The 15,657-nt window shown below is 48.4% G+C and carries 8 protein-coding genes; 5 read left to right on the top strand and 3 right to left on the bottom strand.

What is annotated here, in order from left to right:
* Window positions 1–367: 367 nt before the first annotated feature.
* Both gltD and gltB read right to left on the bottom strand, forming a co-directional pair.
* A complete protein-coding gene (gene gltD, locus BTA31_RS12955; RefSeq protein WP_076792204.1) occupies window positions 368–1,849 on the bottom strand; it encodes a glutamate synthase small subunit in 1,482 nt (493 codons plus the stop codon).
* 16 nt (window positions 1,850–1,865) lie between these two features.
* Window positions 1,866–6,431 carry a glutamate synthase large subunit gene (gene gltB, locus BTA31_RS12960; protein WP_076792206.1) on the bottom strand — a complete coding sequence of 1,522 codons (4,566 nt, stop codon included), beginning with the start codon at window positions 6,429–6,431 and terminating at the stop codon, window positions 1,866–1,868.
* A 148-nt stretch (window positions 6,432–6,579) separates the two neighbouring features.
* On the opposite strand from gltB, the gene gltC reads away from it, so the two are divergent.
* Entirely contained in the window at window positions 6,580–7,482 is a 903-nt protein-coding gene (gene gltC / locus BTA31_RS12965) for a glutamate biosynthesis transcriptional regulator GltC (protein WP_043927636.1), read from the top strand.
* 305 nt (window positions 7,483–7,787) lie between these two features.
* Here gltC and BTA31_RS12970 read toward each other — a convergent pair whose 3' ends face one another.
* Window positions 7,788–9,710, bottom strand: a complete 1,923-nt coding sequence (locus tag BTA31_RS12970) for a di-heme oxidoredictase family protein (RefSeq protein WP_076792208.1) — start codon at window positions 9,708–9,710, stop codon at window positions 7,788–7,790.
* A gap of 130 nt (window positions 9,711–9,840) precedes the next feature.
* On the opposite strand from BTA31_RS12970, the gene BTA31_RS12975 reads away from it, so the two are divergent.
* The 4 genes from BTA31_RS12975 (at window position 9,841) to BTA31_RS12990 (ending at window position 15,572) form a co-directional block, all read left to right on the top strand.
* Window positions 9,841–11,415: an alkaline phosphatase family protein gene (locus tag BTA31_RS12975; RefSeq protein WP_076792211.1), complete on the top strand. Its 1,575-nt coding sequence runs from the start codon at window positions 9,841–9,843 to the stop codon at window positions 11,413–11,415.
* 139 nt (window positions 11,416–11,554) lie between these two features.
* On the top strand, window positions 11,555–12,028 hold the full coding sequence (locus BTA31_RS12980) for a MarR family winged helix-turn-helix transcriptional regulator (protein WP_076792212.1): 474 nt from the start codon (window positions 11,555–11,557) through the stop codon (window positions 12,026–12,028).
* The gene (locus BTA31_RS12985) at window positions 12,025–13,752 is read left to right on the top strand and encodes an ABC transporter ATP-binding protein (RefSeq protein ID WP_076792214.1); all 1,728 of its coding nucleotides are present in this window, start codon (window positions 12,025–12,027) and stop codon (window positions 13,750–13,752) included. The genes BTA31_RS12980 and BTA31_RS12985 overlap by 4 nt, the downstream gene beginning before the upstream one ends.
* Window positions 13,749–15,572 carry an ABC transporter ATP-binding protein gene (locus tag BTA31_RS12990; RefSeq protein WP_076792217.1) on the top strand — a complete coding sequence of 608 codons (1,824 nt, stop codon included), beginning with the start codon at window positions 13,749–13,751 and terminating at the stop codon, window positions 15,570–15,572. The genes BTA31_RS12985 and BTA31_RS12990 overlap by 4 nt, the downstream gene beginning before the upstream one ends.
* Window positions 15,573–15,657: the final 85 nt, after the last annotated feature.

Genomic DNA, 15,657 nt, shown 5'->3' on the forward strand with positions numbered 1-15,657 from the left:
GGATAGAAGAACGGATAGAAGAATGGATACGGATAAAACGGCGGCCTTGGTCTAGGGCGCGGTCTTGGCCGCGGATAAGGGTAACCGCCATAAGTAAAAGGCTGCTGTCTATTCGCATCCGCCCAGTCATCTTGATATTGATAAGTCTCTTCCACTGTTATAGCCTCCTTTGATTGCTTTGCATACTTTAGGCTATGTTATATTCCATTAAATGGAGTACGTACACAGCCAAAATTTATATATATCAAATCGTTTAAGGCTGGCCGAGAAAACAGTGAACGAAAGAAAAACAAAACAGCCTGCCGCATCAATCTAAAAAAGGTTGAAGGACAGGCTTTCATTTATATGATGTAAATACCCCTTTGTTTTACGGCAGTACAGAACTCCCCATTAAATATTTGTCAACTTCACGGGCGACTTCGCGTCCCTCGTGAATCGCCCAAACGATCAGGCTTTGCCCTCTTCTCGCATCCCCTGCTGCGAAGACTCCGTCGACATTTGTTTTATATCCCCCGTATGCTGCGTCAACTTTATTTCTCACCGTATTTACCCCGAATTGTTCAAGCAGCGGCTGTTCCGTTCCTTCAAAGCCGATGGCGATAAAGACGTATTGAGCAGGCCATACTTTTTCCGTTCCCGGAATTTCGTGAAACTCAAATTTTCCTTGATCATTCTTTACTTTTTTCATTTGAATCGTATGAAGTTCTTTCAAATGGCCGTTTTTGTCTGCGACAAGCTTTTTCGTTTGGATCGAATACTGTCTCGGATCGCTGCCGAATGCTGCTTGCGCCTCTTCATAAGCATAGTCCAGCGAATGGACATGCGGCTGTTCCGGCCACATATTTTCGGCGGTTCTTGTATCGGGCAGCTTCGGATGTTTACCGAACTGGACGACGCTTCGCGCTTTTTGGCGCAGGGCCGTTGCAACGCAGTCTGCCCCCGTGTCCCCGCCGCCAATGACGATGACGTCTTTATTTTTCGTATTGATAAACTGCTTATCTTTAAAATTCGAATCGAGCATGCTCTTAATGGTGCCTGTTAAATAGTCCATGGCAAAGTGGACACCTTTTGCTTCACGGCCTTCAATCAAGAGATCGCGCTGTTTTTGGGCCCCTGTGCAAAGGATAACCGCATCGTACTGTTCTTTTAGTTCGTCGGCTGTAATATCTTTGCCGATTTCCGTATTGGTGACAAAGTCAATGCCTTCCTGCGTCAATAGCTTGATGCGGCGTTCGACAACGCTTTTTTCAAGTTTCATGCTTGGAATACCGTACATTAACAGGCCGCCCGGGCGGTCGCTGCGCTCATAAACAGTGACCGAATGCCCCGCCTGATTCAATTGATCGGCGCTTGCGAGACCGGCAGGCCCTGAGCCAACTATCGCGATTTTCTTGCCGCTCCGTTTTTTCGGAATTCGCGGCTGAATCCATCCGTTTTCAAATCCTTTGTCAATAATCGTCCGTTCGATCCCTTTGATGGATACGGCCGGATCGGAAATCGCCACCGTACAAGAACCCTCACAAGGCGCCGGACAAACCCGTCCCGTAAATTCAGGGAAGTTGTTTGTCTTTAGAAGGCGGTCAAGCGCTTCTTTCCACCTTCCCTTGTAAACGAGGTCATTCCATTCAGGGATTAAATTGTGAATCGGACATCCCGACGTATAACCGCTTATATCCATGCCAATTTGGCAAAAGGGGGTGCCGCAGTCCATGCAGCGCGCTCCCTGTCTTTTTGATGCTTCCTCAGAAAATGGAGACGAATATTCGTTCCAGTCGTTTATCCGTGTGAGAGGATCGCGTTCAGCAGGCTTTTCCCGCTTGAATTCCATAAATCCTGTTGCTTTGCCCATTTTCCCCTCCCCTTTCTTACTGTGCCACCGCTTCTTTTGATGAAGCAGCCGCAGATGGTTCAATCTTTTGCTTCGTACCGGCTTCAAACGCGTACATTAACGCCTCTTCATCAGACAAGCCGGCTTCTTTCTGCTCTTTAATCCGCTCTATCATTTGCTTGAAGTCTTTCGGAATCACTTTCACAAACCGACCGACGGCCTCTTCCCAATGATCAAGTATTGAAGCTGCTTTTGAGCTTCCAGTATATCTGTAATGGTTTTCGATCATCGTTTTCAGTTCCGCGATTTCCTCAGGTGCTTCAAGTGTTTCAAACTCGATCATTTCAGGATTGCATTTCCGTTTAAAGGCTTTTTTGTCTTCGGCGTACACGTAGGCGATTCCGCCTGACATGCCCGCGGCAAAGTTTTTGCCGACGTCGCCGAGAATGGCGACGCGCCCGCCGGTCATGTATTCGCATCCATGGTCGCCGATGCCTTCAACGACAACGCTGACTCCGCTGTTTCTGACGGCAAAACGTTCGCCGGCGAGTCCGTTAATATAAGCTTCTCCGCTTGTAGCACCGTAAAACGCGACGTTTCCGACAATAACATTTTCACGGAATGCAGGGTTGAATTCGTCAGGCGCTTTGACGGCGATTTTTCCGCCTGAAAGACCTTTGCCGATGTAATCATTGGCATCTCCTGTCAAATACATCGTCATTCCTTTTGGTACGAACGCTCCGAAGCTTTGCCCCGCTGAACCTGTGAATCGGAGTGTAATCGTATCTTCAGGGAGACCTTCTTCACCGTAGCGCTTAGAAATTTCGCTTCCGGTTACGGCTCCTGTTACACGGTTGATATTGCGGATTTCAAAAGATGCTTCCGCAGGCGTACCGTTTTCAACAGCTGACTGCACGGCCGGTAAGATTTGCGTAATATCGAGCGATTCATCGATTTTATGGTTTTGCGGCGTACGGAATGTACGTGCGCCTTCTGGCTGATAAAGCAGGTTTGATAAATCGAGCTGCCCCGCTTTCCAATGCGCTTTGGCCCGTTCGCTGACACGAAGGACATCCGTGCGGCCCACCATTTCATCAACTGTTCTGAAACCAAGCTGGGCCATCAATTCGCGGACTTCTTCTGCGACAAAGAGCATGTAATTCACGATGTGATCCGGATCGCCCATGAACTTTTTGCGAAGCTCAGGGTTTTGCGTTGCTACCCCGACAGGGCACGTATCCAAATGGCAGGCTCTCATCATGACGCAGCCGAGAACAACGAGCGGTGCTGTGGCAAAACCGAATTCTTCAGCTCCTAAAAGCGCAGCCATGACAACGTCTCTGCCGGTCATTAATTTGCCGTCTGTTTCCAATACGACGCGTTCGCGCAAACCGTTCATCATCAGTGTTTGATGAGCTTCAGCAAGTCCAAGCTCCCATGGAAGGCCGGTATGCTTAATACTTGTTTTCGGTGATGCTCCAGTGCCCCCGTCATAGCCGCTGATGACGATGACATCGGCAGTCGCTTTGGCGACTCCGGCTGCAATCGTGCCGACCCCGGCTTTAGCGACAAGCTTTACGCTGATCCGTGCATCGCGGTTGGCGTTTTTCAAGTCATGGATCAACTGCGCCAAATCTTCAATCGAGTAGATATCATGGTGCGGCGGCGGTGAAATCAAGCCGACCCCAGGCGTAGATCCGCGAACATTGGCAACCCATGGATACACTTTATTGCCAGGGAGCTGTCCGCCTTCCCCAGGTTTTGCACCCTGCGCCATCTTAATTTGCAGCTCGTCGGCATTGACGAGATAGTGGCTTTTCACACCGAAACGGCCTGAAGCAATTTGCTTGATCGCGCTGCATCGGTTATCACCATGCGCGGCAGGCGTAAAGCGCGCCGGATCTTCTCCGCCTTCCCCGCTGTTGCTTTTTCCGCCGAGACGGTTCATTGCAATCGCCAGCGCTTCATGGGCTTCCTTGCTTAAAGAGCCGAATGACATCGCCCCTGTTTTAAAGCGGCGCACAATCGATTCAGCAGATTCGACTTCTTCAAGCGGCAGCGGCTTCCGGTTTTCATCAAACGAGAAGAGATTACGGAGAAAACCGATTCTTTCTTCATCAGCCGCTTTCGAATATTGTTTAAACAGGCTGTAATCACCTTTGCGGCATGCCCATTGCAGCGTGTGAATCGTTTTCGGGTTAAAAGCGTGGTGTTCCCCGCCTTTTCTCCATTGAAAATCGCTTCCCGAATCAAGCGTTTCACTGAATGTATCTTCATAAGCTTCCCTGTGGCGGCGCTTCGCTTCTTCGGCAATCGTGTCCAAACCGATTCCGCCGAGCTGTGATGCCGTTCCTGTGAAATAGCTGTCTATGACGTCTTTGCTGATCCCGACCGCTTCAAAAATCTGTGCGCCCCTGTAGCTTTGGACAGTGGAAATACCCATTTTGGACATCACTTTTACGACGCCCTCTGTCACGCTTTTGCTGTATTTTGTAACGGCTTCTTCATAGCTGATGGAGAGCGCTCCGTCTTCAATCGCCTGTTTGTATGTCGCATACGTGAGGTACGGATGAATGGCATCAGCTCCGTAGCCGATCAAGGCGGCAAAATGATGAACTTCGCGCGCTTCACCGGATTGGGCGATAATGCTGACTTTCGTACGTTTTCCTGCACGGACCAAATACTGATGCAAGGCACTGACGGCTAGCAGCGCAGGAATCGGCGCTTTCTGACCGTCCATTTTGCGGTCGGATAAAATAAGGAGTGTCACGCCTTCGGCAATCGCTCTGTCCACTTCTTTAAACATATCTTCGAGTCCGCTCTTCAAATCGTCTGTAAAGAGCGTATGAATCGTCTTGCTTTTGAAATCCTTGTGCACAAGTCCTTTTAAAGAATTGAACTGTGCGTTCGTCAAGACCGGTGTATACAATTTGATCCGGCGGCAGCTGCTTTCGTTCGGATGGAGAACATCGCCTTCCGCTCCGAGCCATGTCAATGTCGATGTGACGATCTGTTCGCGGATTGCATCAATCGGCGGGTTGGTAACCTGAGCAAACAGCTGTTTAAAATAGTTGAACAGCGATTGCGGACGGTCTGACAACACCGCCAGCGGGACATCGTGGCCCATTGAACCGAGCGGGTCTTTGCCTTCTGTAATGACAGGAATTAAATACTTGTGAATATCTTCGTACGTAAAACCGAATGCTTTTTGGCGTGTCAGCAGGTCAGGCACAGATTTTTCTTCGGTTTCCTCAATGTCGTTTGAGACATGAACCAGTTCTTTACTGAGCCATTCCTGGTACGGAAACTCTCCGGCGATTTCGGATTTGACTTCTTCATCGGAAATGATCCGTCCTTCTTCAAGATCTACAAGCAGCATTTTTCCGGGATCCAGCCGGTCTTTATACAAAATGTTTTCCTGTTCGACATCAATCACGCCGACTTCGGAGGAAAAAATAAGGTAGTCGTCTTTAGTGACATAATAGCGAGCGGGTCTGAGCCCGTTCCGGTCTAAAATAGCTCCGATCTGCTTTCCGTTTGTAAATGAAATCGCAGTCGGGCCGTCCCACGGCTCCATTAAAGAGCTGTGATATTCGTAAAATGCCTTCTTTTCTTTTGACATGTACGGGTTCTCGTTCCACGGCTCCGGAATCAGCATCATTGCAGCATGGGCCGGCTTCCTTCCAGCCAGTACAAAGAATTCAAATGCGTTATCCAGTATCGAGGAGTCGCTTCCATTTTCATCGAGAATCGGCAAAACCTTCGGCAAGTCTTCACCGAACGCTTCAGAAACAAACTGCTGTTCCCTCGCTTTCATCCAGTTCATATTGCCGCGCAGCGTATTGATTTCCCCGTTGTGGATCAGATAGCGGTTCGGATGCGCCCTTTCCCAGCTCGGAAACGTGTTTGTGCTGAAACGGGAGTGAACCAATGCAAAAGCTGAGACGAAGTCCTCGTCCTGCAAATCTTCATAGAAAGCATCAACCTGCTCGGGCGTTAAAAGTCCTTTATATACGATGGTATTGCTTGAGAGGCTGACGAAATAGAACGTTTTTTCGTGTTCTTTTGCCCAATTTTCGGCCTGTTTGCGAATGATGTACAACTTGCGTTCGAATGCCAGATTGTCTTTCAGCGCTGCATTTGCTCCGATGAATACCTGGCGGACGACTGGTGCACTTTCTTGTGCGACTGTTCCGATTTTTCCGACATTTATAGGTACAGTTCGCCAGCCGAGCACCGCCTGACCTTCCTGTTCGATCAGCTCGTTAATGCGCGCTTCGGTTTTCTCGCGCCCGCTGTCATCTTTCGAAAAGAAGATCATTCCGACGCCGTAGCGTCCTTTTTCAGGCAAGTTGAAACCGGCGCAGACTTTTTTGAAAAACGCATCCGGAATCTGCATCATGATGCCTGCCCCGTCTCCGGTATGCGGGTCACTGCCCTGACCGCCCCGGTGGTCTAATTGACAAAGCATTTGCAATCCTTTTTTGACAATATCATGAGTAGGAAGGCCCTTCAAATGAGCGTAAAGGCCGATTCCGCATGCATCATGTTCAAATTCAGGACGGTAGAGACCTTGTGCCTTTGGTAATTGATTATAAGTCATTGTTCCTCTCCCCCGTTCATTTTTCCCGTTTGTCCCCGGTCATAAAATCTTACAAACTCTAATCCTATTGTAGGTTTTCAAATCTATACAAACAATATATAATTTAGATTAAAACTATCTCATTTTGAGATGAGCAGGTGAAACAACGATGGAATTACGCCAATTGCATTACTTTATGGAAGTTGCAGAAAGAGAGCACGTATCGGAAGCGGCCATGCATCTTCATGTCGCTCAGTCGGCGATCAGCAGGCAGATCGCCAATCTTGAGGAAGAGCTCGGCGTTGATTTGTTTGAGCGCGAAGGCCGGAATGTGAAGCTGACTCCGATCGGGAGACAGTTTTTAGATCATATTAAAACGGCGATGAAAGCGATCGATTTCGCGAAGGAACAAATCGACGAGTATTTGGACCCGAATCGCGGAACCGTTAAAATCGGTTTCCCGACAAGCCTTGCGGGTCAGTTCCTTCCGACCGTCATCTCCGCTTTTAAAGAGGAGCATCCTCATGTCGCTTTTCTTTTAAGGCAGGGATCTTATAAATTTTTGATCGAAGCGGTGAAAAACAGGGATATCGATTTGGCTTTTCTCGGTCCCGTTCCGTCAAATATTGCTGAGATTAAAGGGGACATTTTGTTTTCGGAAAGCCTTTTGGCACTCGTGCCGGTCAATCATCCGCTATCAGGCCAGAAAAGCCTTCATCTCGGCGATCTCAGAAATGATCAGTATGTGCTGTTTCCAGACGGATACATCCTTCGAAAAATGGCTGTAGATGCATGCAAGCAAGTGGGATATACGCCTAAAATTTCTTCAGAGGGCGAAGATTTGGATGCGATCAAAGGGTTGGTTTCTGCTGATATGGGAGTGACGCTTTTGCCGGAAAGCGCCTTTAATGAAACGGCTCCCCGTTTTACAAAGAAGATTCCGATTGATTTTCCGCAGGTAAAGCGCACGGTCGGTATCATCACCCCTAAAAACAGGGAGCTTTCCCCTTCCGCAAAAGTCTTTTATCAGTTCGTAAAGAAGTTTTTTTCTCGACTTCAGCAATATCAATAGCAGTCTTACAACAAATCCAGCCGGGCGCAAAAGCTTGGCTGATTTTATTTTATCATAAATACAGATAAAAGTCTGAATTTTCTGTCCTTTATATCACTGGCCGCGTCTCTTCTATTATAAAAAGCGCATCTTACATATGTATGTTCATCCCCCTTTTTTATGTTGATTTTTCAAATTGATTCTCCTGAATCGCTCATCAGTCGGGTCATCCCTATCGCTCCGTCACAAAGCAAAGGACCGAAAAGGCGTCGTCGCGGTGATGAGGTTTTAAAAAAGCCGCCTGACAGGCGGCTTTTCGTTTCATTTTATTCCTTATTTTTCGGCATATCGGCATGGATTAAATAATGAATCAACGCTTTTTGCTCCTGTTCGGAAAATCCGCTTTTGGCGTCGATCCAGAATTCATGCCCTTTGCCGGTCACTCTGACCGCTTTTAAGTCGGGCGATTCCGAATTGCTTTTAACGACCTGCTGTCTTAAGTCTCTGTCGATCATCGCCAGCAAGCTGTTATAAGGGTCCGCCTGCTTGCCTTCTAGGATCGTCTTTGGTATGCCTGTCTCTTTTAATGAGCTTCCCACTGCAACCCCTCCGTCGTGCAAATAAGGAGCGCGCCAGTAAACGCCGATCAGACTCGGCACTTTGTAGCCGCCTTTGGAATCTCCCTGCGCCCACGAAAGCTTGATCTGTTCGGGGTCAAACCCGGCTGTCGGGACTTTCAGAATCTTCGGCTCGCGCGGCAGAGGCACCGGTGTGTCAGGCGAATGGATAAGACTTTTCCCAAAAATGTTTTCCGTTTTCTTAAAAGACTGCGCTCTTGTCGGCTCGGTTCCGACTTTTTCAGCCGAGATGACCTTGTTGTTCGTCAAATACCGGCCGGCATGGCAGGATATGCAGCCTGCTTGTTCAAAAACGCGCCTGCCGCGCCTGACGGTTTGGCTGTCGGTTTTTTGCCGCGGATCAGGCGGTCTAAGTGTATTTTGCCAGGCGGACACAGCGTTGTTTTCTTCATTTACTTTTCGTCCGGGCGAGCTCACATGCACGCCATCGGGCGCAGCCAATGTGATGTTAGGAAAGCTCGGCGGCTTGACCATTTGGTTGACGCCCGGTACTCCGGGAGTGGGATCGGCTTTTTTGAAAAACGCAGTCGGACTTTCCCCTTTTTTCGGCTGATACCTGTATGTTGAGGCGGGAGCCCTTTGCAGAATCGTTCCGATATAAACATCTTCGCTCATGCCGAAAAGCGCCCGGCTTGCCGGGGCTTGTGAGAGGCTGTCCGAATTTTGCGCATGAACATTATTGCTGAACACAGTCAAGCCTTTAAACGGACCCGCCATTGCCGCACCGCTCCAGCTGTACGGATGGTCGCCCAATGTATAGGCATCCGGAATCTGCGTGGGATTGCTTTTCATATCGATCGTCGAGTCGAAAAAACCTCTCGGCCACTTCAGGAAGATCCGATCGACAGCATCTTCGAGGCGGTCCGGATCGGGAAGGCGTTCTTTTTTGCCGTTTCTAGCGGTGATCACAGGGCTTTTATCATTCATAAATTGTTTAATGTTATCAATTTCGGCATGTGTAAAATATGCCGCTGAATTCGTCGCCAGCGCCAGCATCAGTCCTGTATTTAAATCAGGGTTTGTCACGCCTTCCATCACCTTCATCGTTTTCGAATCAACTGTGGCGTGGCAGGCCGCACAGCTGATGCCGGCTTTGATTTTTCCGTCAGCGTATTTGAAAGGCATGCCAAGGGGCGCATAAGCCCCTTTTGCAACATCAATACCGGTGTCGATCTTCTCGCCTTTTTTAAAGGTTTTCCCGCCGACCTTAACCGTTTCCGCCAATTCGATGCGTAAATTCGTCGTCCCTTTCCCTTTTAATCCAGCAATGGCTTTCGTCATGTTGGCAGCTGTAATGGGACCGTCAAGCAGTCCGACGATATCCGTCAAAAACACCTCATTGCCGAATGTTTCCTTATAAAATGTCTCCCGTCCCAAGTCGAGAAGGCGGTCATCAACCTTTACAGCTCCCTCCCCTGCGGACGCGGGCTTGTCCGTTGTAAAAGCCCCCCATAGATCGTATCCGTGCAATCGTTTTTCCTTTGAGATGACGTTTTCTTTAGGAGGCATATAGGCATATTCCGGTTCAAGGTGTCTGACCGTGAAATAGCCGATAACGCCTAAAATGGCGATGATAGCAAATGCGGCTAACCATTTATGTTTCTTCATCATTTTCCCTCCTTTCTAATTGAATAGGCTTCCCAAGAGCAGGCGGGATTCATTTAGAACCTATTACCAGCTATAACTTCCGGCGCCACATGCCAGAATATGCATACGATGGAATTAAAGGAATGAGGCCATTTTGAAAAAGCTAAGCATTGTACTTGTCATTTTCATATGTGTGCTGGTTTCATTCATCATATGGCTGAATGCCGGGGATGAAAAATTGGGGCTCTCAGATGAAGAAGCAGAGGCCGTCAAGCCCTCCAAAAAACCGGTCATTGTCCTGATTATCGACTCTTTGATGGATCAGCCTCTGAAAAAAGCGATTCAAGAAGGACGCGCCCCGGCATTGAAATTCTTTCTTGAAACCGGTCATTATGAACCTGAAGTGGTAAGCGCGTATCCGACCATGTCGGTTACGATTGACAGCACGCTGCTCACGGGAACTTATCCAAATATCCACCGCGTTCCCGGGCTCGTCTGGTATAACCAGGGTGAACAGAGAATTGTGAATTACGGGAGCGATAAAAAAGAAATCGCCGCGCTCGGCATCAAACAAACGATCGAAGACGGGATATATTCTCTCAATCACCGCCATTTAAACCGAAAGGTAACAACGGTACATGAAGATTTGCAAAAGCAAGGAAAACAGTCGGCATCCATCAACGGGCTCATATACAGGGGGCCTGACCGCCGCGAATTAAACATCCCGCCCCCGCTCAAGAAGCTTAAATTGATGCCCGAACATATGACGGTAAACGGGCCGGCTCTTTTTTCGTTCGGCCGCTTTGCCCAGCTTGATCCCGACAATCCCTACCACCATATTTGGCAGGGTTATGGCGTTAACGACAAATTCACGGCACAGGAAATAGCCTATTTAATTAAAAAGAGGAAGCTGCCTGCACTGACTGTCGCCTACTTTCCCGATTTTGACCGCGATGCACACAAAGAAGGCCCGATGAATATGGAAGGCATCGAAAAAATGGACCGGCAGCTGCAGCGGATATTGAATCCATATGATTCTTGGCGCGATGCGGCCGAAAAAGCGGTGTGGGTCGTCATGGGAGACGGCGGGCAGACATCGATCGGACGCGATAAAGACAAGGCAGCCATCCGGCTCCATTCGCTTTTTAAAGGATACCGGATCACAAAAATAAACAAAGGCCCCGATCGAAAAGATCAGCTTCTTTTTGCGGTAAACGACAGAATGGCATACATTTATGTAACGGATCGAAACATGCCGATGCAAGATGCCGTCAATGAATTGAAAAAAGACGGACGGATCGCTTTCACAGCATGGAAAAAGGACGGCTGGATATACGTCGATTCGAAGCGTTCCTTACAACCGCTGCGGTTTCGTCCGGAAGGCGGTTATCAAGATCCTTACGGGCAGTCATGGACAATCAGCGGAGATTTTTCTTTATTGGACCTTAAAGCAGACGGCACATCGATCCGGTATGGCGATTACCCGGATGCTCTTGCCCGCCTGTACAGCGCCATGCATTCGCACCGCGGCCGGTTTGTGATTGCCGATGCGAAACCCGGATTCCAATTTGCCGGCGAAAAGTCTCCCCTCCATTTTGGCGGAGGCGGCCATGGCTCACTTTATAAAACGGATAGCTTGGCTCCGATGATCATCGTCGGTTCGGAAGAGGTTCCGTCACACCTTCGCCATCTTGAACTGAAGGATTATTTTATGAAGCTCGTACAATGACCCGGTCAATGTCATCAATGATCGGGTTTTTTCTTTTTCCTAAGTTTCTTCTTTGACATTCTTTTGTTGTTCTATGTATGATAATACCGTGTTTTAGTTTATTTACTTAATTAATTAAACTGGAGAAGCAGGTGCTTTTATGAAACAAGATAAAGTCGGCCGCGAGACCGTTGAGCAGTTGATCGAAGCTTTCAGCCGGCTGCGGTATACGAAAATGAAACAGTCTTTTCCTTCAGTTGAATGGAAAAAGACTGAGGCAAAAGCGCTGATGTTTTTAAATGAAGAAAACGGTGAAGGAAAAATGGCATCCGAAATCAGCCGCGCTTTGCATGTCACCTCTCCTTTCGTCACACAGCTGTTGAACAGAATGGAGAAAAAAGGACTCGTTTTGCGGCGCATGGATGAGGATGACAAGCGGATCGTCCGGATTTTTCTAACCGATGAAGGAAAAAAAGCGGCTGACGATGCGCTTAAAGGCCTGAACCGATGGTTCTTGCAGCTCTCGCGGTTTCTGGGCGAGGATGAAAGCAGGCAGTTCGCCGATTTGATTCTTAAGTTATCCGAATTTATCGAACACGGAGAAAAAACAAGTGAAAAGAAGGTTGAAAGATGATCTCACTCTTAAAATATTTAAAGCCCTATAAGCTGCAAGTGATTCTTGTCGCTGTTTTTACTTTGCTGAGCAGTGTGCTTGAGCTTTATTTGCCGACTTTAATGGCTGATGTCGTTGATGTCGGAATCGTGAACGGTGACATGCCATTCATTATGAGAACCGGCGGCTGGATGATCGCCTGCTCCCTTCTGGCTATCATGATGACTGTCGGAAAAGCGTTTTTCGCTTCGAAAACAGCCCTCGGCTTTGGAAGAGACATCAGGCGCAAGCTGTTTGTCAAAGTCGAACACTATTCAATGGATGAATTCGGAAAAATCGGTTCTGCTTCTCTCATTACCCGTACCACAAATGATGTCAAGCAAGTCCAAGATGTGCTCAACATGATGCTTTCATTGATGACGAGGGCGCCGTTAATGCTGGTCGGCGGTATTGTGCTTGCTGTTTCCAGAGATGCCAAGCTGTCGATTATATTTCTGGCCGCTCTCCCGATACTTGCCGGGCTGATTTTTCTCATTACAAGAAAAGCTGTCCCCCTATTCGGCGTCCTTCAAAAAAAGACGGATCGTCTCAACCTTGTTCTCAGGGAAGGTTTGACGGGCGTTCGCGTCATTCGCGCGTTTAACCGCGTTGATCAAGAGAAAGCCCGTTTTCAAAAGGCAAACGAAGAATTTCGCGATACAGGCATCGCCGTCAACAGAATCATGGCTTTTCTATTCCCTGTCATGATGATTATGATGAATTTCACGAACATCGCGATTATCTGGTTCGGAGGCATCCGTATCGATCAAGGCAACATGCAGGTTGGGAACTTAATGGCTTTCCTTCAATATGCATCCATGATTCTAATCGCGCTGATCATGCTTGCGATGACATTCGTGATGATCCCAAGGGCTCAGGCATCCGCCGACCGCATTAACGAAGTGCTGTTAACAGCGCCTTCGATTACCGATCCGAAAGAGCCGCAGAAAGACAGCGGCTTGCGCGGTTATGTTGAATTTCACAATGTGACTTTTCGTTATGCCGGAGCCGAAAAACCCGTTCTCGAAGATATCACGTTCAAGGCAAAGCCGGGTGAAACGACTGCGATCATCGGCAGCACAGGAGCGGGAAAAACGACGATTCTTCAATTGATCCCGAGATTTTTCGATATTGAAAAAGGGACTGTGCTTGTCAACGGAACAGATGTCAGAAAGATGGCGCAAAAGGAACTTCGCGCGAAAATCGGCTATGTCCCGCAAAAAGCTTCAATATTCAGCGGGACGATTAAGGACAATATCCGATTTGGCAAAGAAGATGCAACAGATGAAGAAATTTTGGAAGCACTTGAAACGGCACAGGCTGCCGAGTTTGTGGAAGGCAAGGAAAACGGAATTGAATCTGATATCGAGCAGGCCGGGGCCAATCTTTCAGGCGGCCAGAAACAGCGGCTTTCCATCGCCCGGGCATTAGTCAGAAAACCGGAAATTTATTTATTTGACGACAGCTTTTCGGCGCTTGATTACAAAACGGATCAAAAGCTGAGAAAAGCGCTGAAGAAAACAACCGATGATGCCGCCGTCATCATCGTTGCCCAAAGGGTAAGCACGATTACGGATGCAGATCAAATCATCGTATTAAATGAAGGGAAAATAGCCGGCATCGGCACCCATCAACAATTGCTTGCTGAAAACGGCATTTACCAGGAAATCGTGGCATCACAGCAGGCTGAGGAGGAAAGCGCATGAGCCAACAACAAAAGCATCACGGCTCTATACCGAAAGGAATGCATAAGACAAAGCCGAAAGAATTTAAAAAGACCCTCTTGAGATTGGCCCGCTATTTAAAACCGCGGACCTTCCAGCTGGTGCTCGTTGTCTTTGCTGCAATATTGGCGACGTTGTTTAATGTCATCAGTCCAAAACTTCTCGGGGATGCGACCTCTTCCCTTTTTGCAAGCTTTACAGAAGGCACCGGTGTTCAATTCGGCTTTCTCGGCCGGATTACGATGATCCTGGCAGGACTGTATCTGCTTTCTGCTTTGTTTACTTTCTTGCAGCATTACCTGATGGCCGGTGTAGCCCAGAAAACGATATACGAAATGCGCCAGGAAGTGAATGAAAAGCTGACCCGGCTCCCTTTAAAGTACTATGACAAGCATTCGCACGGCGACACGCTAAGCCGCGCCGTCAATGATATTGACAATATCAATACGTCATTGCAGCAGGCGCTGACGCAAATGATTACGTCCGTCATTACGATAGTCGGAATCATCGTCATGATGCTTTTGATCAGCCCTGTGCTGACGCTTGTCGTCTTCATCACGGTCCCGCTCAGCATGCTCGCTGTCCGATTTATCGCCTCATTTTCGCAGAAACACTTCGGCGCGCAGCAAAAAGAACTCGGCGACATCAACGGACATGTTGAAGAGATGTTTACTGGACATCAGGAAGTAAAGGCATTCGGGCATGAAGAAAAAGCGATTCAGCAATTCGATGAAGTGAATGAGCGTCTTTACCAGTCAGGCTGGAAAGCGCAGTTTATTTCCGGTCTGATGATGCCGATGATGACATTCATCGGCAACCTCGGCTATGTGTTTGTCAGCATAACCGGCGGTATTTTCGTTCTTAACGGCACCCTTTTGATCGGAGGCGTGCAGGCTTTTATCCAATACACGCAGCAATTTTCCCAGCCGCTCGTTCAAGCTGCCGGAATCGCGAATACAATCCAATCGGCAATCGCATCCGCCGAAAGGGTGTTCAGTCTTCTGGACGAAGAAGAGGAAACTGAGGAGACGCCGGCTTCGATCGATACCGGCATATTAAAAGGCGATGTATCGTTTGAACGTGTCGCCTTCGGTTATGATGAAAACGTTCCGGTCATCCGCGATTTAAGCCTCCATGCCAAAGAAGGCCAGACGATTGCGATCGTCGGACCGACTGGCGCAGGAAAAACGACGATCATCAATTTGCTGATGCGGTTTTATGAATTAAACAAAGGCAGCATCAAGGTCGGCGGCACAGAGATCAGCGAGCTGTCGCGCGAACAGGCAAGAAGCATGTTTGCGATGGTTTTGCAGGACACATGGCTGTTCAACGGCACCATCCGTGAAAACATCGCTTACGGGCGTGAAGGCGCGACAGATGAAGACATCATCAGAGCGGCAAAAGCCGCCTATGCCGACGATTTTATCCGCACCTTGCCGGACGGCTATGATACGGTACTTGGCGAAGATGCCCAAAACATCTCGCAAGGGCAACGGCAGCTCTTAACGATCGCGAGAGCCATTTTAGCCGATCCGAAGATTTTAATATTGGATGAAGCGACAAGCAGTGTCGACACCCGGACGGAAATGAATATTCAAAAAGCGATGAACAAACTGATGGCTAACCGTACGAGCTTTGTCATCGCCCACCGCCTGTCTACCATTAAAGATGCCGACCTGATTCTTGTGATGAAAAACGGAGATATTATTGAAAAAGGCAGCCATGAAGAGCTTCTCCGCGAGAACGGATTTTACGCCGATTTGTATAACAGCCAGTTCTCCCGGGAAGAAGCCGTCAGCTGAAAGATTGAGGCCGTACCTGTTCAGGTACGGCCTCATTTTTTCCATCCATCTCTGAGCTGATGTTCCCGCTTTTTTAAGCATTCCT

It is taken from the genome of Bacillus haynesii (assembly GCF_001969855.1).
GTDB lineage: Bacteria > Bacillota > Bacilli > Bacillales > Bacillaceae > Bacillus > Bacillus haynesii.